Source organism: Nostoc sp. DedQUE02 (assembly GCF_034531035.1).
Lineage (GTDB): Bacteria > Cyanobacteriota > Cyanobacteriia > Cyanobacteriales > Nostocaceae > Nostoc.
This window is the reverse complement of record NZ_JAVRBY020000027.1, coordinates 33,347-56,598: the sequence shown is the minus strand read 5'-3', so window position 1 is coordinate 56,598 and position 23,252 is coordinate 33,347. Positions and strand designations below refer to the sequence as shown.

15 protein-coding genes are annotated in these 23,252 nt (G+C 43.0%); 9 read left to right on the top strand and 6 right to left on the bottom strand.

Annotation, left to right across the window (positions count from 1 at the left end; all coding sequences use genetic code 11):
- Positions 1-261: 261 nt before the first annotated feature.
- Together RMX98_RS20340 and ldpA are read right to left on the bottom strand one after the other, a co-directional pair.
- Positions 262-1,995: a R3H domain-containing nucleic acid-binding protein gene (locus RMX98_RS20340; RefSeq protein ID WP_322676111.1), complete on the bottom strand. Its 1,734-nt coding sequence runs from the start codon at positions 1,993-1,995 to the stop codon at positions 262-264.
- A gap of 82 nt (positions 1,996-2,077) precedes the next feature.
- Positions 2,078-3,247, bottom strand: a complete 1,170-nt coding sequence (gene ldpA, locus RMX98_RS20335; RefSeq protein ID WP_322676110.1) for a circadian clock protein LdpA — start codon at positions 3,245-3,247, stop codon at positions 2,078-2,080.
- 154 nt (positions 3,248-3,401) lie between these two features.
- On the opposite strand from ldpA, the gene RMX98_RS20330 reads away from it, so the two are divergent.
- The 5 genes from RMX98_RS20330 to RMX98_RS20310 all read left to right on the top strand — a co-directional run bounded on the left by RMX98_RS20330 (position 3,402) and on the right by RMX98_RS20310 (position 13,793).
- Positions 3,402-8,168 (top strand): PAS domain S-box protein, encoded by a 4,767-nt coding sequence (locus RMX98_RS20330; protein WP_322676109.1) that lies wholly within the window; start codon positions 3,402-3,404, stop codon positions 8,166-8,168.
- Positions 8,169-8,170: 2 nt separating this feature from the next.
- Positions 8,171-9,790 carry an ATP-binding protein gene (locus RMX98_RS20325; protein WP_322676108.1) on the top strand — a complete coding sequence of 540 codons (1,620 nt, stop codon included), beginning with the start codon at positions 8,171-8,173 and terminating at the stop codon, positions 9,788-9,790.
- A 158-nt stretch (positions 9,791-9,948) separates the two neighbouring features.
- Positions 9,949-10,308 (top strand): VOC family protein, encoded by a 360-nt coding sequence (locus RMX98_RS20320; protein WP_322676119.1) that lies wholly within the window; start codon positions 9,949-9,951, stop codon positions 10,306-10,308.
- A 76-nt stretch (positions 10,309-10,384) separates the two neighbouring features.
- Complete coding sequence (locus tag RMX98_RS20315) at positions 10,385-11,692, top strand: recombinase family protein (protein ID WP_322676107.1); 1,308 nt, start codon at positions 10,385-10,387, stop codon at positions 11,690-11,692.
- A 481-nt stretch (positions 11,693-12,173) separates the two neighbouring features.
- On the top strand, positions 12,174-13,793 hold the full coding sequence (locus tag RMX98_RS20310) for a glycosyltransferase family 39 protein (RefSeq protein WP_322676106.1): 1,620 nt from the start codon (positions 12,174-12,176) through the stop codon (positions 13,791-13,793).
- 581 nt (positions 13,794-14,374) lie between these two features.
- Here RMX98_RS20310 and RMX98_RS20305 read toward each other — a convergent pair.
- On the bottom strand, positions 14,375-14,761 hold the full coding sequence (locus tag RMX98_RS20305; RefSeq protein WP_322676105.1) for a hypothetical protein: 387 nt from the start codon (positions 14,759-14,761) through the stop codon (positions 14,375-14,377).
- 477 nt (positions 14,762-15,238) lie between these two features.
- Here RMX98_RS20305 and RMX98_RS20300 point away from each other — a divergent pair, with 477 nt between their 5' ends.
- Positions 15,239-17,140, top strand: coding sequence for a chloride channel protein (locus RMX98_RS20300; RefSeq protein ID WP_322676104.1), 1,902 nt, complete (start codon positions 15,239-15,241; stop codon positions 17,138-17,140).
- A gap of 86 nt (positions 17,141-17,226) precedes the next feature.
- Here the strand turns inward: RMX98_RS20300 and RMX98_RS20295 are convergent, their stop codons facing one another.
- Entirely contained in the window at positions 17,227-17,640 is a 414-nt protein-coding gene (locus RMX98_RS20295; protein WP_322676103.1) for an AbrB family transcriptional regulator, read from the bottom strand.
- 457 nt (positions 17,641-18,097) lie between these two features.
- On the opposite strand from RMX98_RS20295, the gene RMX98_RS20290 reads away from it, so the two are divergent.
- From RMX98_RS20290 to pyrR, 3 genes are all read left to right on the top strand, one after another.
- Positions 18,098-18,538: an Rrf2 family transcriptional regulator gene (locus RMX98_RS20290; RefSeq protein ID WP_322676102.1), complete on the top strand. Its 441-nt coding sequence runs from the start codon at positions 18,098-18,100 to the stop codon at positions 18,536-18,538.
- 57 nt (positions 18,539-18,595) lie between these two features.
- The gene (cbiB, locus tag RMX98_RS20285) at positions 18,596-19,567 is read left to right on the top strand and encodes an adenosylcobinamide-phosphate synthase CbiB (RefSeq protein WP_322676101.1); all 972 of its coding nucleotides are present in this window, start codon (positions 18,596-18,598) and stop codon (positions 19,565-19,567) included.
- Positions 19,568-19,714: 147 nt separating this feature from the next.
- Entirely contained in the window at positions 19,715-20,251 is a 537-nt protein-coding gene (gene pyrR, locus RMX98_RS20280; RefSeq protein ID WP_322676100.1) for a bifunctional pyr operon transcriptional regulator/uracil phosphoribosyltransferase PyrR, read from the top strand.
- Between the two features lie 303 nt (positions 20,252-20,554).
- On the opposite strand, the gene RMX98_RS20275 is transcribed toward pyrR, so the two are convergent.
- Positions 20,555-20,938, bottom strand: a complete 384-nt coding sequence (locus tag RMX98_RS20275) for a nuclear transport factor 2 family protein (protein ID WP_322676099.1) — start codon at positions 20,936-20,938, stop codon at positions 20,555-20,557.
- A 415-nt stretch (positions 20,939-21,353) separates the two neighbouring features.
- Positions 21,354-23,063, bottom strand: a complete 1,710-nt coding sequence (locus tag RMX98_RS20270) for a D-aminoacylase (protein WP_322676098.1) — start codon at positions 23,061-23,063, stop codon at positions 21,354-21,356.
- Positions 23,064-23,252: the final 189 nt, after the last annotated feature.

Here is a 23,252-nt window from a genome sequence, read left to right as displayed (position 1 = left end):
ACCGGGTTTTTTGGCATAGGGTAAATGCTACAGCAGATTTCAAGGAAAGTGAGGTACACAAGCTCGCGTCTGTTACCCAGATATTAAGCGTGTTTTACTCCTGAATTCTGAATTCTGCTCTCACATGGCTGAAATATTTAGATGATACAGAAATTCACTTCAGACTGTAGCCGTGTTGCAAAATCAAAAATTGGAGATCATTGGTTAGTGCCTGCCAGTGAGATCCCCCCTTTGCACTGCAAAGAGGGGCTGAGGGTGGAGTTACGCTGGATAAATCCGCAATCTTCTATTTGGTTCTTCACCAAAACTATGCGACTTGAGACGATAATGTTCTACCAACTCATGTTGCATTTTGCGGACTTGGGGAGAACGCGGCAATAACTCGACTGGCTGTCCTTTCGGAATCACAATTTGCTCAACAGCAAGTCTAGCTTCTTCCAAGGCATCCATCTCATCATCGCTACCATTGTGCAAAAACAACTGCAATTCTAGGTCATCGGCCATTTCTGGGTCGTCGATGTTCAGCAACCGCCGCAAACCACGGGTAATTTGGGGAATAGTGCTGGACTTAATCATGTGAATGGGTACATGACGAGCTTTAGCCATTTGCCGTAATTTGGCGTGGTTTTTGACGTGCGATCGCAGTGCTAAAATTGCATCAGCACTATCTATATCTTTTGTCAATACCACAGGCAAAGTTAGTACGCTAATTACCTGTTCTAGTTGATGACGACTAACACCATAAGGGTAAACGTGCAGTGGCAAATCTTCACCATTGGGCCCTGGCACTCTTGTAGCAGCATCTAAATCAATGCTTTCAGAATAATTGAAAGATTCATCCAGCAAACGATCAAATTCACTGCGTCCAGTTACCCGCTCTACAGGCAATTGTGGCAATGCTACCATTTGTCCAGATGAACGCCACCCATTAGACGGCCGCGCCGGTGGGAAAGACTCTTCCACTGTCCCCAGCTGTCCACCGCGACCGTTGACAACAGCTAACTGACGTGTAACCGCGATTTTGCCGTGGTCATCAACGGTTCTCGTTTGTGGAGTAGGTTGACGACCCCGCAACAGATTATCTACGGTGTCAGCAACACTTTCGTGTACTGTCCAGCGTTGGCGTTCCAACATTTCCACAGCAATCTCGAAGGTAGGCGGGGCTTTTCGCTCTAAAACAGTCTTTTGAGAACCCCGGCGTCTGGCTTCATCGTCTCCCAGCGTCACAGCTTGGATACCCCCAACTAAATCAGCTAGGGTGGGGTTTTTAATCAAATTTTCGATCTGATTCCCGTGAGCAGTACCTACCAACTGTACACCCCGTTCCGCAATGGTACGAGCCGCTAAAGCTTCCAGTTCCGTGCCAATTTCATCAATGACAATCACCTCTGGCATGTGGTTTTCCACTGCCTCAATCATCACCTGATGTTGTTGATCTGGATGAGCCACTTGCATCCGCCGAGCGCGACCAATGGCGGGGTGGGCAACATCACCATCCCCAGCTATTTCGTTGGAGGTGTCAATAATCACCACTCGCTTTTGCAAATCATCAGCCAAAACACGGGCAATTTCCCGTAAGGCAGTAGTTTTGCCCACGCCTGGACGCCCCAGCATGAGAATCGATTTACCAGTTTCTACCAAATCGCGGATCATGCCAATGGTTCCAAATACTGCTCGACCAACGCGACAGGTCAAGCCAATAATCTTACCCGTGCGGTTGCGGATGGCGCTGATCCGATGCAAAGTTTGCTCAATTCCTGCTCGATTATCTCCGCCAAAGATTCCAACTCGTTGAATACAATCATCTATCTGTTCTTGAGTGACGGGTACTTCGCTCAGATACTCAGCTTGATTAGGAAAGCGAGCCTCTGGGCGACGACCCAAATCCAAGACCACTTCTACTAAAATATCTCGTTTGGGATGACTCTCTAGTGCTTGTCGCAGGTCTTGGGGCAAAATGTCTAATAACTTTTGGAGATCGTCTGTAATCGTCATGCTTTCTATGGTGACGTTTTTAGAGATAGCGAGGACGTTTGCGTGCAGGATAACCCGCTCTGGTATTTTTCCGAACGAGCAATTAATGCTCCTGCTGTGACTTGATCTGGGAAACGAGAGAATGGGCAAGTTCTACAGCTTGCCAAAGTAATACGTCATCTTCTTCTAGGCGAAGATTCGCCTTCACATTGGTGTTACTTACCTCCTTATTCTCTAACTGTTCGAGAATTGGTGACAGCAGTACACGGGCATAGCTACCGTAGGCGACCCCGGCGATGGAGGCGGAGGGGCAGAGGGACAGAGGGGCAGAGGGGGAAAATTCTTGTTTCTCCCTTGCTCCCCTGCTCCCCTGCTCCCCTGCCTTCTTAAGTAGTCCCATTGCCTTTAACTTAGCAACGGTATACCTATTTGTGCCGCCTGCTAACTGCACATATCCCGGTAACTTAGCTGCCAAAACTTTTTGCCCTAATTTCACCGGGGCTATTGTGGTGCCATCGCCAATATCACCACTCATAGGACGACCATCAGTTTGCCAAATTAAAGCACTCTTGAGTGGAGCAATTAGCTCATACAGTGCCCTTAAGTAGTCAGTCATCCCCTCGCCATCAGGACAACTGATAGCTAGTAACTTTAGTTGCTCGGCCCACGGTGAAATTGCTTGCCATAATTGCTTAAATTCTGCCAATCGCCCGACTTTTGTATGGATTTCTACGGCATCTACTCCCGTTGACATTACCAATGGCGCGATCGCTCCCGGCGTTGATATGTATGAATTTGTATAAATTATATCATAAGGACAAATTGGTATACAACGACCACAGCCATAACATTTTTCGGATACTACTCCCGAAAAGTCTTCTTTTATACTGTTAAACACAATTGCTTGTGCCGGACAAATCCGTTCACAGGGTCTAGGACAATCTGTCGGACACTTAGTAGGATTAAATTCTGCTTTCCGAAAATGCGGGTCTTCTCCATCGTTCAGGCTGACCATCAAAAACGGTGAATTGCCTTTGTAGCCAAAGCCTCGATTTTGGGCATCTTTAGCCAGATGTTTGGCTACTTGCAGCCCTGCTTGCGCCGCCGCAATCACTGCTGGATCAGCTGCAACATCTATGCAGTCAGCGCCCGCCAAAGTATAGGCTAACGTTAAACTTCTGACTGCCGGCAAATGCTGGAAGCTGGCTCCGCAGATCAGCTTGAACCAGTCACCTTGTTTGAGAGATTGTAAAGGGGCGAACAGATCAGTCACTATTCTATTATGCGTTTATACGACTAAAAATAGTAGTGTGCGATCAAGAAAAAGTCTGGATTTTCTGATTTTCTGATTTGGGATTGGGAATTGGGGATTGGGCATTATTTCTTCTCATACCCTATACGTCTACTTTCTTAGGAGGTCGAACTGTATGAGAGTCTATCCAATAACTTTATTTTTCGTAGAAGACTCTGCTGAAGACAGAACTGTATATCGGCGTTTCCTGGAGCATGACGATCGCTACAGCTACGATATTTATGAATTTGAGTCTGGCAAGCAGGCGCTGCAAGGTTGTCAATGGAAAACACCGGATGTAATTCTCTTAGACTACCGATTGCCAGATATAGATGGGCTGGAATTGATGAATAAGCTACAACAGCAAACCGAGGGTAGCCAGACATCTGTGATTATGTTAACTGGGCAAGGGGACGAAACGATCGCAGTCCAAGCTATTAAGAGTGGGGCGCAAGATTATCTAGTCAAAGGAAAACTGACCTCTGATAATTTACGTCGAGCGGTTCATGGGGCGATCAAGCAGATGCAGCTAATGCGGCAGCTAAAACAACAACAGGAACAACAAAAATTAGTAGGAGCGATCGCTCTTGATATCCGCCAATCTTTGAAGCTTCAAGATATTCTCGCCACGAGTGTTCAAGAAGTCCGCCAGTTATTGAGTGCAGACCGAGTAGTAATGTATCAATTTACTCCTCAGATGCAGGGTAACATCGTTGCGGAGTCGGTATTATCCCAATGGACACCAATCTTCGGACTGGAGATTGAAGATACCTGTTTTCAAGAAAATCAGGGGGAAGAATATCGTCGGGGAAAAATTTGGGCAGCGACAAACATCTACGAAGCGGGTTTAAGTGATTGCCATATTAATCTTTTGGAACAGTTTCAGGTGAAGGCGAATTTAGTTGTCCCTATTTTGTTAGAGAACAAGGGGAGTTCAACAGTTGAACTTTGGGGGCTATTTATCGTGCATCAATGTTCTGCCCCACGACAATGGCAGGAATTTGAGGTGGAATTGCTCAACCAACTGACTGTGCAACTAGCGATCGCCATCCAACAAGCCGAACTTTACCACAACCTCCAAACCCTCAACACCGAGTTAGAAGCCAAAGTACAAGAGCGTACTGCCAAATTACAGCAAAGCGAGCGCCGTTTTTGCGCCATCTTCAATAACACTTTCCAGTTCACAGGGCTGCTAACGCTAGATGGCATTTTACTAGAGGCAAACCAGACGGCGCTAAGTTTTGGTGGACTGAAGTTGGAAGATGTGATCAATCGCCCTTTTTGGGAAGCACACTGGTGGACGATTTCACCGCAAACTCAAGAAGAATTAAAACAAGCGATCGCTCGTGCAGCTCAAGGAGAGTTTGTCCGTTATCAAGTGGATATTCTCGGTGCAAATAACCGAGTAGCAACAATCGATTTTTCCCTGCGTCCGCTTCTTGACGAAATGGATCGAGTTGTTTTGTTGATTCCAGAAGGGCGAGATATCACTGAACAACAAACTGCACTGCGCGATCGCCAAAAAGCTGAAGAGAAACTCCGACAAAGTGAAACACTGCTAGCCACTACTCAACAGATCGCTCATATAGGCAGTTGGGAATTTAATTTAGAAACCAAAAAGCTCTGCTGGTCAATAGAAACTTTTCGCATTTTTGGTTTAAATCAAACTCAAAGCGAACCAACCCAAGAAGAATTTCTCCAGATGATTCACCCAGACGATCGCGATTGGATGAACACCCACATGGAACAGGTGATGTCTAAGACGAGCTACGCCTACGCTCAAGGAACCCCTTTCACTGTTGAGTTTCGAGTTGTTCGGCCCGATGGCTCAGTACGCTACGTTGAGACTAAAGCAGAGATAGCTTATGGTTCTCAAGGGCAGGCTGTTAAGCTGTTGGGATCTGTTTTAGATATTACAGAACGTAAACAAACCGAGCTAGAAATCATCAAGAGCCGCGACCTACTAGAAGCTGTTTATAATGAATCCGCCGATGCGCTCTTTTTAGTAAATGTAGAAACATTATTGACCACTGACTGTAACGAGCAAGCAGTGAAGTTATTTGCAGCCTCTAGCAAAGCTGAACTTATTAACATTGCAGATCATACTCTGCAAAAACAACAGTTCACCCCTAATGAGTTAGACTCCATATCCGAAAAAATTAAGCAGCAAAGCCTTTGGAGTCAAGAAATTGAATATGTCACCAAGCAGGGCAATACTTTTTGGGGAAATATGACAGCCAAACAAATCACGGTTGCTGGTACTGTGATGCAACTAGTACGAGTCACAGATATCACTGCGCGTAAGCGTGTCGAAGAATATCGCAAACAAGCAGAAACCGCCCTCAGACAAAGTGAGGAACGACTACAATTAGCACTTGAGGCTTCTGGGGATGGATTGTGGGACTGGAATATTTTGACTCAAGAGGTGTATTACAGCCCCCTTTTTCTAAAAATGCTTGGATACAGCTTCGAGGAACTTCCACAAAATTTGAGTACTTGGGAGCGATTAGTTCATCCCGACGATCTTCCTTGGGTTAAGAAAATCTTGGCAGATCATCTCAAAGATAGTTCAGTTTCCTACAAATTTAACTATCGAGTTCAAACAAAGTCGGGCGAATGGAAATGGATTGCCAACTACGGCAAGGTTGTGATGCGAGATGAACAGGGTAAACCTTTACGGATGACTGGTACTCATCGAGATATCAGCGATGTTTATGACGAGCTTCAGTTACGCAAACAAACTGAAGCAGCTTTAGCCAGAAGTGAAGAACAACTGAGGCTGACGTTGGAATTTAACCACATCGGTATTTGGGATTGGAATCTTCAAACAGGCGAAGTTATCTGGAACGACAACCATTATCGTTTGTTAGGTTTAGAGCCAGAAATATCAGCAGCTAGTTATCAGCTATGGCGAAATCGGGTTCATCTAGAGGATGTTGACCGAATTGAACAGGCTGTATTAGATGCACTGGCACAACATACTAATTTTCAAGGTGAGTATCGAGTAATTTATCCTAATGGTAGTGTTCACTGGCTCACAGGGAAAGGGCGGGGCGTTTATAACGAAGCAGGCGACCCTATACAGATGCTGGGCGTAATTATTGATATTACAGAACGAAAGCAAGCAGAAGCAGCTTTGCAAGAAAGTGAAGCCAGGTTCCAGGCATTTATGAACAACAGCCCAGTACTTGCATGGATCAGTGATACAGATGGGCGTATACTTTACTCAAACCAAACATACCTGCGAACATTTAAATTACTACCTGAACAGGTGATTGGGCAATCCATTTTTGACCTCTATACAGATAAAATTGCTCGGCAGCATTTCGATCATATTCAGACAGTCATACAGACAAATCAGGTAATTGAGGCGATTGAAGTTGCTCCCCGACCAGATGGTATCCTTGGAGAGTTCTTGGTATATAAGTTCCCAATTCTCGGATTGTCTGCACAAAAGCTAGTGGGTAGGGTCGCGATCGATATCACAGAACGTAAGATTCTGGAGCGAGAACTGGCTCACAAACAAAAATTATTGGATACCTTCATCAATAGTGCACCCGTTGGTATAACGATTATGGATCGGGAACTGCGTTATTCATTGATTAATGAGGCATTAGCAGAAATTAATGGCATTCCCCCAGCAACGCATATTGGCAAGACACCGTGGGAGATTGTCCCTGATTTGGCCCAAAAGCTAGAGCAAATCTTTCAACATATTTTGACAACGGGTGAGCCGATTCTGGATTTGGAAATCAGTGGAGAAACCCCAAAACTCCCTGGGGTCATCAGGACTTGGCTAGCTTCCTACTTTCCAATTCAATCTGAAGCCGATGAACCGATTAGCATGGGCATTGTCGTAGTTGAAATCAGCGATCGCAAACGCGCTGAACAGATGTTAGAGTTGCAAGCAGTAATTACCCGCAACATGGCCGAGGGAATTTGCCTTGTTCGTACCACAGATGGCGTGTTTGTCTACGCCAACCCTAAATTCGAGCAGATGTTTGGCTATGACCCTGGTGAATTAATCGGTCAGCATGTAGCGATTGTCAACTACGGTGATAAAGATAATACACCTGAAGATATTAATCGGGTGATTAGCACTGCTGTTTTGGAACACGGTGAAGCAACTTATGAAGTCCATAATATTAAAAAAGATGGCACTCCATTCTGGTGTAGTGCTACCGCTTCCGTTTTTAGACATCCTGAGTATGGAAGCGTCGTTGTAGCTATTCATCAAGATATCACCGAGCAAAAGCAAGCAGAGGAAAAAATCAAAGCCTCTCTGAAAGAAAAGGAGGTATTACTCAAAGAAATTCATCATCGTGTTAAGAACAATTTAGGAATTGTCAGCAGTTTACTGCAAATGCAGTGCCGACGTACACAAGATCCTGTGGTGACAGCTATTTTGCGCGATAGTCAAAACCGCATTGCTTCCATTGCCCTAGTTCATGAAAAACTATACCGCTCTGAAGACCTCGCTGATATTGATTTTGCTCAATATATTCCAGATTTAACAACTCATTTATTTGATTCTTATAATGTCAGTTCCAGCCAGATTAAGCTGAATATTCAAGTTGATAATGCTAGCCTCGACATCGAAACTGCCATTCCTTGTGCCTTAATTATCAACGAACTGGTTTCCAATGCTTTGAAATACGCCTTTATTGGGAATCGTGGAGGCGAAATTCAGGTCAAATTTTCTCAAGAATCAGACCGCACTTTAATACTCATTATTAGAGATAATGGTGTTGGTTTACCTAAAAATTTTGATAGCAAGAAAGCTAAAACACTTGGCATAACCCTTGTACAGGGTTTAGTCAAGCAGCTCAGGGGAAAGCTTGAAATTGACTCTCAGCACGGAACACAATTCAAAATTACTTTTACAAACAGCCGGACAACATAAAAATGATTGCGATTCCATCAAACACTGAAAAAAAGGAGACAATTAAAGTCCTTGTTGTTGAAGATGAGTACATTCTTGCGATCAATTTACAAGAAAGTTTAGAGTCTTTGGGATATGTTGTTTTAGATATTACCGATTCTGCCGAAGGCGCAATTGCCAAAGCAACTGAATTACGCCCAAACTTGATTTTAATGGATATCAGGTTACGGGGTGAAATGGACGGCATTCAGGCAGCAAAGCAAATTTGGCATCATCTGCAAATTCCTGTGATCTATGTCACAGGCCACTCCGATAAAAGTACTGTGGAACGGGCAACCTTGACATCCCCCTTTGGATATATCCTCAAACCGATCAAGGAGCAAGAACTTTACGTTGCAATTCAAACAGCTCTCAATCGCTACGATCGCGAACAATTTTTGAGTTCTGTGCTTCGAGAAATGGGTGATGGAGTAATTGTAGTAAATACTGAATTAGATGTTAAGTACCTCAATCCGATAGCTGAAGCCCTAACAGGGTGGCGATGGAATGAAGCTAAGGACAAGATGTTAACTGAAGTTATCAAACTTATTGACGAACAAACTCAGCTTTCTGTAGAAAATCCAATTATCGCAGCTCTCCAACAAGAAACTATTATCCATCTAGCCAATGGTGTTTTACTCATTGCCAAAGACGGAAGAACTATACCGATAGCTGATAGCGCTACTCCCCTGAGAAATAATAGCGGTGTAATTACAGGAGCCGTATTGGTTTTTCGAGACGACACGCAGCGACGGCTAACCGAAGAACGCAATCTCGCTACTGAACGTGCTCGACAACTAGAAATTCAAATTGCAGAACTTCAACGGCTGAACCAGTTGAAAGAGGATTTTCTGGCAACCACTTCTCATGAAATGCGAACGCCCTTGTCAAACATTAAAATGGCAATCTCCGTACTAGAAAATATTCTTGATCGGCAGGGCATTTTAAATTCAAATGCACTTTCTCCATCTGAATCTGTCGCTCGTTACTTAGCTATCCTGCGCGATCAGTGCGAACAAGAACTAGATTTAGTAGATAATTTACTGCACATGCGAATGATTGATGCAGATGTCTATCCGTTGGAATTAACTTCAGTTCAACTCCAAAGCTGGCTGCCTCATGTTGCCGAGTATTTTCAGGAACGCGCTCAAGCTAGGCAACAGTCTTTCAAAGTTAGAATCTCTCCAAATTTACCACCTTTAGTTTCAGACTTGTCTAGCCTAACGGAAATTATTTCAGAGTTATTCAACAATGCTTGTAAATACACTCCGCCTAATGGACAGATTACGGTGGATGTTCAGGTAATTGACACCACAAAAAGTCTCATCAATGAGGATCTGGAATCTAGTGGATTAAATAATCTTCAAGTTCCTTATTTTCAAATTACAATTAGCAATTCTGGGGTGATAATCCCCAAACAAGAACAATCTCGAATCTTTGAACCATTTTACCGGATTCCTCAAAGCGATCGCTGGCAAGAGAGCGGCACAGGATTAGGTTTAGCATTAGTAAAGAAGTTAGTTCAATATCTCCAAGGCACGATTCAAGTTACCAGTTCTCAGGGCTGGACAAAGTTCACAGTTCAACTGCCGTTGAGTTTGTGATGGGATTGGGGATTGAAAATTGGGGATTGGGTATTGGGGATTGGGTATTGTATTGGTCAATAGTCAATATAATAGTTCTTCTTCCCCTGCCTCCCCTGCTCCCACAAGAATACAAACTACGTCAAAATTTAAATAAATGCGATCGCATCTTACCGACAATGCAGATTACCCGAAGTCTCCATACAGCGATTCTTGTGACTGACTTAGAACGCTCCGAGCAATTTTATGGCAAAGTATTGGGATTATCTAAAATAGATCGTTCCCTGAAATACGCTGGCGTATGGTATCAAATCGGTGACTACCAACTTCACCTGATAGTTGCACTTGCTGTCCCCACGGAAAACCCAAACGAAAAATGGGGGCGTAATCCCCACATTGCTTTCTCCGTTGCTGACTTAGACACCGCCAAACAGGAATTACTCAATCATAATTATCCCATTCAAGCCAGCGCCTCCGGTCGCGCTGCCTTGTTCACTCAAGATCCTGATGGGAATATTATCGAATTGAGTCAGCAGTGAGGAGTGGGCAAGTAGGGCAGGGGAGGCAGGGGAAGAAGAACTATTATATTGACTATTGACTAATGACTGATGACTAATGAAAATCATTGCCTACTCTTACACTGATCCATTATTAGAATCTTCTCCCGATCAAGCTGATTGGGGATGGGAGGTGGATCGGGTTTATGAAGATTTGGGCAAGCCAGACTCTTCTGGACGATCGCAATTACAAAAATTATTTACCGATTGCGAAACTGAAGCAGCAGATTATCTGTTGATTCGTCGGTTGGAAGAATTAGGGGATACTGTAGAGGAAATTAGCGATCGCCTCAATCAACTCGAAGTCATGGGAATAGCAGTAATCGCCACTGAACAGCCCTACACTTCCGAAAATTACCCTTTGGGCGCTGATTTGTTGAATTTGCTACACGCAATCCAACGTCAACAACGTAGCCGTCGCATTCGCCAAGGACACGCCCGTAATCGTCTTGAGGTTGCACCGCCACCCGGCAAAGTTCCCTACGGCTATCGCAGAGGTAAGGGAAAATATACCATTGACCGCAGTACTTCACCAGTAGTCAAAGATTTTTTTGAACATTTTTTACTCTATGGTTCTCTGCGGGGTTCAGTTCGTTATTTGGCAAAAAAATACGGCAAGAAAATCTCTGTCACTACAGGAAGACGCTGGCTGACTAATCCTGTCTATCGCGGTAATACAGCCTACCAAAATGGCGAAATTATCTCCAATACCCATATTCCAATAATTTCTAAAGAAGAAGCAGCCCAAGTTGACCGACTTTTACGCCGTAACAGCCGTTTACCATCCCGAACTGCTAGCGCACCACGTTCTTTAGCTGGGTTGGTTGTTTGCGCTGAGTGTCAATCGCATCTGACAGTTACCCGTGTTACCCAACGCAACCAAGATAAGGAGTATCTTTATTTACGTTCTACTAGTTGTCCCCAACGCCCCAAGTGTAAGGCTATTCCTTACCAAGAGGTGTTGGAAAATACAATTGAAACGGTTTGCCGTGACTTACCCTTAGCTGTAGCGGGGATGAATTTTCCCCAGTTGGATGAAATTAAGAACAGTTTAGGGCAAGCGATCGCGCGTCAGCAAGAAATACTTGCTCAGTTACCCGCTTTAATTGAAACTGGAATTTTAGATGTCGAAACAGCAAAGTTAAGGGCTTACAAACTCCACACAGAAATTTCTACACTCGAAGCAAAGTTGGCGACTCTTCCCCCAGTTAACTTACGTTCTGTTGCTCAAGCTGTTTCAATACCACAATTTTGGTTAGATTTGTCGGAAACAGAGCGGCGATTTTACTTTCGAGAATTTATTAGCCAAATTGAGATTATTTATCATAATAATGAATTAAAGCTTCAAGTTATTTTTATTTTTTAAGTTAGCTGTGGAAAGCAATAGGCAATAGGCAATAGGCAATAAGCCTTTTTGAGTTGTAATTAATTTTTTCAGAAATAAAATATGAGTCCTACATATTATGCTGAAGACTATTATCCCATCAGGACGAAATTGAAAATCTGTAACAATTATTGTTTGTTGTCGGGAAATAGCCAACTGACAACTAAGTAGATAAAAATCAAACTCAGGGTAATATTAAAAATAAAGTACAAGTTAATTTACGGACTAATCAACAGGTGATAAATAATTTATTGTCTGTATTATTTTTATCATTTTTTTGGTTAAATATTCTGGAAATAACTAAGATAAATTTTTGAAAAAATAGGGCTAATTATAAAAAATTGAGTTAATCTTGGAAACTAGCAATTGTTAAGAACATACGTTGCTACTGGGTGGCAACATTGGAGATTCGCTAGATATCTCTATGTAATCAAACCAGCAAGTAAAATGATTACCAGAGAATATGCAAGAAGGAAGCTTTATTTGGAGTCATCTGGAAAAACAGCATCGCACGGTTGGCAGATGGATTGATTGGGTATGGCTAATAGTATTGCTGTTGGCAGCAGTGTTACTGTTTAGCATCAATCTGGGAGGATTGCCGCTACGAGATTGGGATGAAGGGACTGTGGCACAGGTTGCTCATGAAATTTGGCAAGCACCAGCAGGTTCAATGCGTTGGCTTTACCCAACGCTAGGAGGCGAACCATATCATAACAAGCCGCCTTTGATGCATTTGCTAATTGCTTGGGCTTATTCTCTAGGAGGCGAAAATGAGTGGACAACGCGTCTACCTGGAGCAATCTTAACAGCGACATCTGTACCTTTACTGTATTGCATTGCTCGAGAGATATTTCGCCAACGTTGGGCAGCGATTTATAGCGCCTTGATTTACCTAACAATGCTACCCGTGGTGCGTCATGGGCGGTTAGCAATGTTGGATGGGGCAATGGTAAGTTTTTTGATGGTGATGATGTTGTGCGTGTTGCGATCGCGCCGGGATTTACGTTATTGTCTGGGTGTTGGTATTAGCTTTGGGTTCATTTGCCTAACTCAAGGACTACTAGGCATATTACTAGGTGCGATCGCACTGGTGTTTCTGTTTTGGGATACGCCACGACTGCTCACCTGTTACTATCTCTGGATAGCAATCTTAATTGGCATTCTACCTGTAGCTGGTTGGTATGCTGCCCAACTAATTCACTATGGTTATACTTTCGCCCAAATCGGCCTTGCAAACCCATCACTAGGTCGAGTTGGCTCTGTTGTCGAAGAGAATTCTCAAGCCCCTTGGTACTATGTCTTTGAACTTCTCAAGTACACATGGCCCTGGTTATTATTCTTACCACAAACTGTCCGCTTAACTTGGGAAAATCGTAACCTTAGCTGGGCAAAACTAGTAATGGCGTGGAGTGGTGTTTATCTGTTGGTAATTTCCTTCATGATTACCAAAGTTCCCTGGTATCTATTCCCGATTTACCCCAGTTTAGCTTTAGCTTTTGGTATCCAGTTATCAGAAACAGAAAATTCGCCTTTACTCTCATCTTATCCCCGTGCTTGGGTTGCTGGTTTGGCAATACTTGCTGTGGTCGCTTCTGCTGGTAGTATTTATTTCAGTTCGGGTACAACACCAACAACAGACTTACAACTGATTTTTGCCGCAGTCGCTTTAACTATGACCTTAGCAGCTATTTTGGCAGAGCGAGGCGACGGGCAATTTCTGAAGATTTTGTTTTGGGGAAGTTATATTTCACTACTGTTGTTAATGAAATCTAACTACTGGGTTTGGGAATTATCTGAAGCCTATCCAGTTAAACCAGTGGCCGCTATGATTGTGCGGGCAAATCCTGCCACAAGGAAGATTTATACATCCTTCCCTTACCATCGTCCCTCGTTGGATTATTATAGCGATCGCACCATCATTCCCGCTTCTGTTGGCGAACTTCAATACTATTGGCACTACAACGGCCAACCCTACTTTCTACTTCATACATCTGCTTTTAACAATCTTCAACTAGAGTCGATGAAGCTAGTTGATGAAGCTGAAGGTTGGAGGTTAGTCACAAAAGAGACTGAGCGATTATAAGTGTGGGGCATCGGGCATGGTTATTCCCTTGTCCCCTTGTCCCCTTCGATAATTGTGTGGCGATCGCTTTCTTCCTAAAAGTGTAAAAAACCAGCGATTTATATCAATTGGAAAAAAGAATACGACAAATAGACCATTTGTAGAGACGCGATTCATCGCATCTTTACCCAAGGATGTGTTGCAATCATTAATTGAATTGGTATTAATGTGAAGAAATGATAAGCTCGCTCTTGTTTGGAACCACAACAGGCTGCTTATTTTCTCCCTTACTATCAGTCATTGTGGGCAATGTTTTCACCCCAAGTATTGCCGGACAGTAAATTCTAGATGCTGTGGTGTCCCGATTTTCAAATTGATATGATAATTAGATAAGTATAAACAATAGTTTTTAGTTAGCACTTTAGTGCTGAAAATGCTTAAGTTGGGTACTAAAGTACTTACCTAATCAGCAATCATTCTTTAAACGGACATAATATAAAACCGCGTTTTATTTGGAACAATAAGACACGGTTTTATTGGAGTATTTAGTTATAATATTACAAAAATCAAAGTAGAATTTGATTTATAGCAAATTAATCCATTTACTGAGATTTGTATCCTGGGTCATTAATTTTCTCTGTTGTGGGAGAGGTTTGGCGATCATAACTTGTCCGTTCTTGGGTGAGAGCGATCGCACTAAAGAAAATAGCGCTGCCCACAGCTAAAGCTACCATAGGACGCTTGAGTAGGACAAAATCTCTGATAATCCTCGCTAAAGGTCGGCTTTGCCGACGTAGCGCTGAAGAAATCATCATTTGTCTCCAAGTAAACGGATCGCGGACATAATGACCGCTTTGGCAAACTACTAGCCGTTCCTGACAATAAGGACAGCAAAACAAGCCCATGCGCGTTTTAACTGGTTTGGGCGTAGCATTTCTTTGGCAAATTGGGCAAGTAACATAATGATTATCAAAAGTGTGTATATTCATTTACCTCGTCCGCCTAGTCCATTTACTCGCTCTATAACAATAGCTATATTGAATTGGGATCAATGTATGGTCTGATATCAGGTATAAACCATACATATATTCTATTACTACCAAGGATGGCTCAATGGTCGCAACACGAGTATAGCTAGATTTAGGCAAGGATGACTCCTAGTTAATGTTTACGGGTGCATCCACCCAGCCGAGAAAAACTTTGTTGTCTCTAGAAAAAATAACGTTGGCGCTCACTCTCACCCGACTAGCGTAAGTGTTGCCCAAACTAGGCATCGCTGACCCTCAAATAATAATTGTCTCCCATTTAACCATTCTCACCACAAAAATTTTGCACAATGACATTTTTCGCTAAAGCTTTGTAAATCAAGCAAATAAAGTCTACTTGTCCGGTTGCTAAATAATGGCTCACAATGATAAGTAACAGATAAAAATTTAAATTTTTTCTTACATTTACCCCGCCTCTCAATGATCTTACCTCCCACTCAACTGAGGAAGGTAACGGAACAACCTGCCTTTCCTACACCTTCCGCTCGTTTAGCTCACCTAATTAATCGTTTTCAACCATCGCCAGAAACAGTTGTGCTGTTTTTAGCCATGCTTATTGGCGGTGGTACTGGTATGGGTGTAGTCACCTTTCACTATTTAATCCAGCTGGTTCACCAGCTGATGCTGGAAAATTTAATGGGTCAAATTGGCGCTTGGGGTGCTTGGACTTTAGCCTGTGTTCCCACCCTTGGCGGATTAATCGTTGGCTTGATGCGTTGGCGCACTCAAGATTTTGGCCCTGGACTTTCATCTCTGATTGCCGCCTCTCAAGGAACAGAGATTAGGCGACCACTACGACCAGTTAGTAAAATGCTGGCTGCATCTGTTTCTTTGGGGAGCGGTGCTTCTTTGGGGCCAGAGGGGCCGAGTGTCGAAATTGGCGCCAATTTTGGGATGTTGTTCTCTGTGATCCTGAATGTATCTCAAGAACGACAGCGTTTGCTATTGGGTGCTGGGGCGGCGGCTGGACTGGCGGCTGGATTTAATGCTCCCATCGCTGGAGTATTTTTTGCCCTAGAGGTGGTGATGGGAGCGACATCTTTCGCTACTTCTGCGGTGAGTGTGGTGCTGCTAGCGGCGGTAGTAGCAGCATTAATTGCCCAAATTGGTTTGGGGGCACAACCTGCTTTTGATTTACCTGTTTACCAAGTTCGCAGTCCCTTAGAATTACCCCTTTATCTTGGCTTGGGTTTAGGGGCCAGCCTAGTTTCTGTCACTTATACTCAATCAATTCGTTTATCAAAAGCCTGCTTTGCTGGGAAAATTCCAGGCTTTGCCTTTTTGAAACAAATTCCTGAGCCGATTCATCCAATTATTGGCGGTGTGATGATTGGTGCAGTTGCTTTGCACTTTCCGCAAATTCTGGGCGTTGGTTATGAAACTGTAGAAGCAATGCTTCAGGATGTGGAGTTTCCACTCTACTTGTTGGTGGTGCTGTTGGTGGTGAAATTATTGATGACTGCAATTAGTACAGGTAGTGGTTTCATCGGTGGTTTGTTCGCACCAGCCATGTTTTTAGGTGCTTCTTTTGGGTCGGCTTACGCCAAAATGTTGGCTGTAGCATTCCCGACAATTTGCGATCAAATGGCGGCTCCCCCAGCTTACGCAATGGTGGGAATGGCAGCAGTGCTAGCTGCTAGTGTAAGAGCGCCGTTAACGGCTATTTTAATGCTGTTTGAATTAACCCGTGACTATCGGATTGTTTTACCGTTGATGGCAGCTGTGGGTTTGAGTGTTTGGCTAGTGGAAAGGATTAAACCAACTTTTAACTCTAACTCTAACTTACAACAAATTGGCCTTTCGGAATTGAAAGATGAACAAGCGGAAATTGTGCAGCAAATTTTGGTAGAAGATGCCATGTACCCCTGTCCAAAAAAGTTACCTGCAACTCTTGGAGTGTTAGATGCAGCTGTGGAAATGACCCGCGATCGCGTCCGTAGCGCTTTAGTAATTGATGAAGCAGAACAATTAATTGGTATACTTTCTCTGGAAGATATTAACCGTGCCCTTGCTCTTTGGCAAACTTACTCAAATTCGCCAACTGAAGTTCCAGATAATTTATCCAGTCAAACTCTTATAGACATTTGTACTACTGAAATTCTCTATGCATGGCAAGATGAACTATTATCTGAGGCATTAGACCGCATGAGTCTTCGAGGTTTGCATCAATTACCAGTGGTAGCACGAGACAAACCCGATCGCATTTTGGGTTTACTAGAAAAAGAGCAAATTGCATTAACCTGTAATTTAGCAGTTACGCGCAAGGCACTTCGCCATTATTTACCAGTCTTACCGACCACAGATATAGTTATTAGTCATTAGTCATTGGTCATTAGTCACTTGTACTAAGCGTTGTCGAAGTATTGGTTTTCACAAAGGACAAATAACGATTGACTAATGACCATTTATTAAGCTGTAGCGTCTATGGCTTCATCATCTTCTTGATCTTCTGGATCTACCTGTCTCAAACGAATGTGCTTTTTGCCTAAAGTGATCAGAAACTCATCTCCTGGTTTAAGATTCATCTGTTTTGTATAAGCTGAACCTATAAGTAAGTTACCATTCGATTGCACACTAATTCTATAGCTAGCACTACGTCCACCACGCCCATTAGCACTGGGTGTACTGTCTAACTGAATGCCTTCGGCATCAATTAGGGCATTTAAGAACTTCATCATATTGACGCGCTCTATACCATTTTTGGTAACGGTATAGTAGCCGCACTTCTTGGCTTTATCTTCCTTGCTCTCGTTCTCTAGCTCTTTGACTTTTTTGAGCAGTTCTTCACCGAGTAGGGGTTCAATTTTTTTCAGTTTAGGCATCAACTTAGGTCGAAAATGAATGTTTGAAGTGTTTGAATCGATTTTATTTTAGCTGAGGTTGAGCTAATAGGAACATAATCCTTTAGTTTTTTATCTCAACCTAGCCAAGTATATTACACTCAGATGCACAATTGTTATGCTATTACCAATATTGTCAAGACAATCTATTTTAGAGAATCCTGGCAATGCTGATAACTATATATATAGTTTGTGAATTCCTGCTAAACTATATAAGTTTTAAGTTTTCTAAACTAAGGCTCAAAAGGTTGTCTAGTTGCTGAAGATGATAACTAAGTCACAGAATCATAAGCAAAACTGATCCTTAGTCATTAGTCATTGGTTATTAGTCACTTGTACTGAGTTTCGACTACGCTCAACTACCGCGTTGTCGTTGGCGTAGCCTCTCGTTAGAGAAGTATTGGTTATTTACAAAGGACAAACAACAAAGCTTGCCAAAATGAAACTAACTACCAAAGGACACTATAGTGTAAAGGCATTGCTAGATTTAAGTTTACAGCCAAGATATGGCCCTGCATCTGTCAGAGCGATCGCTAAACGCCAAGATATCCCAGCTCCTTACCTTGAAAAACTACTAATAGAAATGCGTCGTGCGTCAATAGTTAAATCAATTCGTGGTAGCATCGGCGGATACCAATTGGCAAGAGAACCTGCACAAATATCTATAGGACAAATTTTAGAAGCAGTTGGCGAGACTAGCCATTTACCCCATCACACCCCAGCACCGACACAAGCTGAAGATTGGGTAACATTTAGCCTTTGGCAAAGACTCAACCAAAAGCTCAAAGAAGCTTTATACAGTATTACTCTGGCAGACCTTTATTACGATGCTCGTAGCTGGCAAGCTTCTCTTGGTGAAGAGGCTAGTTTTGTGGTTTAGTCAAAAGCCAGTAGTCCAAATATTGACCTTTGGCTTTTAACCCAAGACTTGTAACTTATGACTAATAATATCTATATCTTGATAATTGCAGCATTTTTAGATTATTTAATTGGCGATCCTTGGGACTGGCCTCATCCAGTGCAAGTTATGGGGTGGGTAATTTCTCGCCTAACCAAATTTTCTCTGCAAGTGTGTCAAAATTCTCTAACCCAACGCCTAGCTGGAATTGTACTAGGCATTATCTTGATAATTGGTAGCGGGCTTGTTGGCTTTTTGATGATTAAAATTGCTAGATTGATTCATCCACTATTGGGAATTGCAATAGATAGCATTCTTTTGGCTAGTTGTTTTGCCGGCAGAAGTTTAAGAGCAGCAGCAGAGGCTGTTTTACAACCTTTAACAGCAGGAAATTTGGGGGAGGCTCGGAAAATTTTAAGTAATTACGTTGGTAGAGATACACAAAATCTCTCGCAAACAGAAATTTCGCGAGCCGTTTTAGAAACAGTTGCAGAAAATGCCACCGATGGAGTAATGGCTCCACTTTTTTATGCAATTGTTGGTGTCTTTATACCAGTTGTGGGGCCAACTCCCTTGGCTTTAGCATACAAAGCTAGCAGTACCCTTGATTCAATGGTGGGCTATCGAGAAGCACCCTATACTTATTTGGGATGGTTCTGTGCAAGGTTAGAAGATTGTTTGACTTGGCTACCTTGTCGGTTAACAGTTGTGACTCTAGCGCTGTTATCGGGTAAACCGATGCATGTTTGGCAACTTTGTCGTCGGGATGCAATTAACGATCCAAGCCCCAATTCTGGCTGGAGTGAATGTGCCTATGCTGCTTTTTTGGGTGTGCAGATGGGGGGTACAAATTGGTATCGCGGGGTAGCTAAGTACAAACCACTGCTAGGGGATGCTATTTATCCAATTACTGCAACTTCTATTCAGAATGCTTTGCAACTGACTCGATATTGTTTTTTGCTATGGTTAGGAATAGCGATCGCTATATTTTTAATACTCCCAAATAGGTAATGATAAATATAGGGCATTGGGTATTGAAAAGAGGCACAGGGGCAGGGTGCAGAGGGGAAAACTCTTCTCTTTGCTCCCTGCTCCCTTGCTTCTGTCCCAGTTCCTAGTTCCCACTCCCTAATTTTTTAGGGGTATCAGTCTATAATTATGTCTGCCAAAGTAGTCGAAATTCTCTCATCCGAAGAAATCCGTCGTACCTTGACTCGTCTTGCCTCTCAAATTGTGGAAAGGACACGTGATTTGTCTCAATTGGTGCTTCTTGGTATTTATACCAGGGGTGCGTTATTAGCTGAATTATTGGCGCGTCAAATTGAAACACTCGAAGGTGTAGCCGTGTCAGTCGGCGCTTTGGACATCACATTTTATCGAGATGACCTCGACAAAATTGGATTGCGGACTCCAACAAAAAGCGAAATTCCCTTTGATCTTACAGGGAAAACAGTTGTACTTGTGGATGATGTGATTTTTAAAGGACGGACGATTCGCGCTGCTTTGAACGCAGTTAATGATTACGGTAGACCAGAGGTGATTCGTTTAGCTGTATTGGTAGATAGGGGCCATCGAGAATTACCGATTCATCCAGATTTTATTGGCAAGAAATTGCCTACTGCTAAAGAAGAAATTGTCAAAGTTTACTTACAAAATTACGATGGACGAGATGCTGTGGAATTGATTAGTCATTAGTTATTGGGCATTGGGCATTGGGCAAGGAGAAAGAGTTATTGTAAGTTTTCATCTCTTGTTCCCTTGTCTCCCTTGCTCCCTGCTCCCGGTCACTGAATCTCGACTCACAACGACTGCGCGATAGTGGAATCTCGACTTCGCTCGATTACCGCGTAGGCGAAACTCAGTGCAAGTCGCGCGATTTCCGCCAAGCGATGCACTGAGAGTAGTCGTAGTGTCGAAACTCAGTGCAAGTCGCTCGATTACCGCATAGCCGAAAGGAGCCGAAGTGCTGCCCCCTGCTTGTTCCCCAATTCCCAGACCTCACCGCAAAATTGGACTGCCGTGATGATGAACTAAATACCACTTACCACTAAGAACCTGAAATACATTTGTAGCTGTTGATTGTGCTTCAAGTCTTCTCCCACCTACTACTTGGAATACATTTTCTATCAATACAATATATGCCATATTATCAATTACCTCTGTAGCAATTATATCTGTGTTTATTTCGATATAAGCCGTGTTTTTAAATATTTGCTCCCAAGAAGTGCGAATTTCCTTCCAACCTCGCAGTATATTACTTCCAGGGTGAATACAAAAACTACTAGATCCTTGTAACCATACTGCACTCATTGTCTCAATATCTTTTCTTTCAAAAGCTCGATAAAAAGCTGCATTAGCCGCTAAGACTTCATTTTTTGTCATGGGTAATTAAATCTTTTTCTAAATATGTTTGTATCTTTCTGTCGTTAATCTTACAAATTGATAACCTGATTTACTTGGTTCTTTATCTACTGTAACGAAATAGTTTATATAGATAAACTGGGGGTTTTATTTTCTATATAGACAAAGCTATGCTTTGGCTGTTTGGGGTTCTTATTTTTGATTTATGCAAAAGGTATAGTATCAAAAGCTCTCTTATTTCAGAGCGTAGGCGCAACCCGCCGCAAGTATCGCTGTGTTTTGAGAATCAATGTATAGGAATCCGGTTTGATTACTGAAATCACTTGGCTTAGTAGGCAATAGGCACTCTTGCAATAGGCTAGAGGATTTTAGAAGATTAAGGTATACCGAATTTTTTCACGCAATCAAATATGAGTCCTATAGTTGCCCATAATCTTTAAGTAGACGGTGACAAAACACTTCCCAACCTTTCACGCCCCAAGCGATCGCTCACTTTCCCTCGACAAACAACCTGAATGCCATTAATATAAACCCCTTGCACAATATCATCCGAACCACGCTTAACCATCCGAGGTTCACCATCTAAAACGGGATCTGATATCTGCACCTGCGGGCTAATTGGCTGATTTAAAGCATGAGGATCGAGTAAAACTATATCTGCTTTCGCACCAACTTTGAGAACTCCCGTATCAAGACCAAACCAACCAGCAGGTTCTCCCGTAACCCGGCAAATCGCAGCTTCCGGTGAAAGGAACTTCGTTGTAACAGCTTGTTTGAGCAAAGACAAAGCTCCATCATAGTAGCCCAGGTTACGGACGTGAGCGCCAGCATCGGTAAAACCAGGCAAAATATGAGGATGCTGCATCATTGCTAAACGAGGTTTTAGGCGATCGTTTGCTCCTGTGGCCACCCAGCGTAAATCTGTATCGTATGTTTGTAATGCGTGGATAAATAAATCCACTGGTTCTTGTCGCTTTTGACGCGCAATTTGGGCAAAACTTAACCCTTGCCAACTTGCTTCGGGACAGTGAATAACTTCCATCAAATCTAACCGACGATGGAATGATTTACGCCATTTACTCAGCCATTCTTGGCGAAACTGACGACGAAATATTTCCGAGGCCCATAGTTGTTGTCTTTCTTCTCGTGATTGACAGCCATTAAGTTGTGCGCCTGTGGAAAATTCTTCAAATAAGGGAGTCACAGATCCATCAGAGTAAATGGTGAAGGGTTCAGTTAGGGTTTGAAAGCGCACATTCCCATTGAGAAGCCGATTCCAAATAAAAAGTAGGGGGGAAAATATTCGCCAGAGTTTGCGATCGTGTACGGCATCTAAAGCTGAGAGGACTGTTAGGCGTAGTGGTTTTTGTCCAATTCCTGAACCCATCCGCAGAATATCCACAAAGGAAGCAAGTCGTTGTAAGTTGGGTGTGACTTGAAAAACGCGATCGCACCGCCGACACAAATCTGCTAACATCGCATATTCTTTAAATTCGGCGTGTTGAGAGGGAATTGTGTAGCCTTGCCACTCTCCACTCATCCGATGCCAGGGAAACATATCAATAGAAATCCCAATAAAGCCAGCATCTATTGCATCTATAGCTATGCGCTGCATAAGTTTTAGTTCAAATTTTGTCGGCTGAACGGTTAAACTGCGTTCTAGCCCCATCACATGAGCGCGTAAGGCACTGTGTCCAAACATTGGGGCAACATTAGGGCCAAGGGGTAACTGTTGCAAATGCTGTAAATATTCTGCTGGTGTTTGCCAGGAAACTGACTTTTGTAGCCATTTTGCAATCAGCCGATGGGAAAGTGTCTCTACCCTCTGAAAAATATCAGCCAAGATTTGGGGTTGGGCGATCGCAACTGACAAGCTACAGTTACCGATAACCACGCTGGTAACACCATGACGTACTGATTCGCTCAATCCTGGTGCAATTTCTAACTCTAAATCGTAGTGGGTGTGAATATCGATAAATCCTGGCGTAACCCATAACCCAGAAGCATCAACTATTTCAGCGGCTTCAACAGATAAAGATGGAGCAATTTCCACAATTTGTCCATTTTCAATCCCAACATCGCCGCGAACAGGTGCAGATCCTAAACCATCAAAAATTAATCCGTTTTGAATCAGCAAATCCAACATGATTCTTTGTTGCCTTTTGGTTGTTATTGGATCTGTTTAAAGTAATTATAGGCTGGGAATTAATTGTAAATGGCGATCGCTTGTGATTGAATATTGTCAACATACCGATAACCTCCTGAACCCCGATTGCTCAATAGTATAATGGCAAAGCTTAAAGTATCCTGTGCAACCAAGATGTAAGCTTCAAAC

Excerpts from the sequence above, each read along its gene's own strand:
- RMX98_RS20315 (WP_322676107.1), top strand. The coding sequence starts at position 10,385 with ATGAAAATCATTGCCTACTCTTACACTGATCCATTATTAGAATCTTCT.
- cbiB (WP_322676101.1), top strand. The coding sequence starts at position 18,596 with ATGACTAATAATATCTATATCTTGATAATTGCAGCATTTTTAGATTAT.
- RMX98_RS20290 (WP_322676102.1), top strand. The coding sequence starts at position 18,098 with ATGAAACTAACTACCAAAGGACACTATAGTGTAAAGGCATTGCTAGAT.
- RMX98_RS20295 (WP_322676103.1), bottom strand. The coding sequence starts at position 17,640 with ATGCCTAAACTGAAAAAAATTGAACCCCTACTCGGTGAAGAACTGCTC.
- RMX98_RS20305 (WP_322676105.1), bottom strand. The coding sequence starts at position 14,761 with ATGAATATACACACTTTTGATAATCATTATGTTACTTGCCCAATTTGC.
- RMX98_RS20275 (WP_322676099.1), bottom strand. The coding sequence starts at position 20,938 with ATGACAAAAAATGAAGTCTTAGCGGCTAATGCAGCTTTTTATCGAGCT.
- RMX98_RS20325 (WP_322676108.1), top strand. The coding sequence starts at position 8,171 with ATGATTGCGATTCCATCAAACACTGAAAAAAAGGAGACAATTAAAGTC.
- RMX98_RS20320 (WP_322676119.1), top strand. The coding sequence starts at position 9,949 with ATGCAGATTACCCGAAGTCTCCATACAGCGATTCTTGTGACTGACTTA.
- RMX98_RS20330 (WP_322676109.1), top strand. The coding sequence starts at position 3,402 with ATGAGAGTCTATCCAATAACTTTATTTTTCGTAGAAGACTCTGCTGAA.
- RMX98_RS20310 (WP_322676106.1), top strand. The coding sequence starts at position 12,174 with ATGCAAGAAGGAAGCTTTATTTGGAGTCATCTGGAAAAACAGCATCGC.
- pyrR (WP_322676100.1), top strand. The coding sequence starts at position 19,715 with ATGTCTGCCAAAGTAGTCGAAATTCTCTCATCCGAAGAAATCCGTCGT.
- RMX98_RS20300 (WP_322676104.1), top strand. The coding sequence starts at position 15,239 with ATGATCTTACCTCCCACTCAACTGAGGAAGGTAACGGAACAACCTGCC.
- RMX98_RS20340 (WP_322676111.1), bottom strand. The coding sequence starts at position 1,995 with ATGACGATTACAGACGATCTCCAAAAGTTATTAGACATTTTGCCCCAA.
- RMX98_RS20270 (WP_322676098.1), bottom strand. The coding sequence starts at position 23,063 with ATGTTGGATTTGCTGATTCAAAACGGATTAATTTTTGATGGTTTAGGA.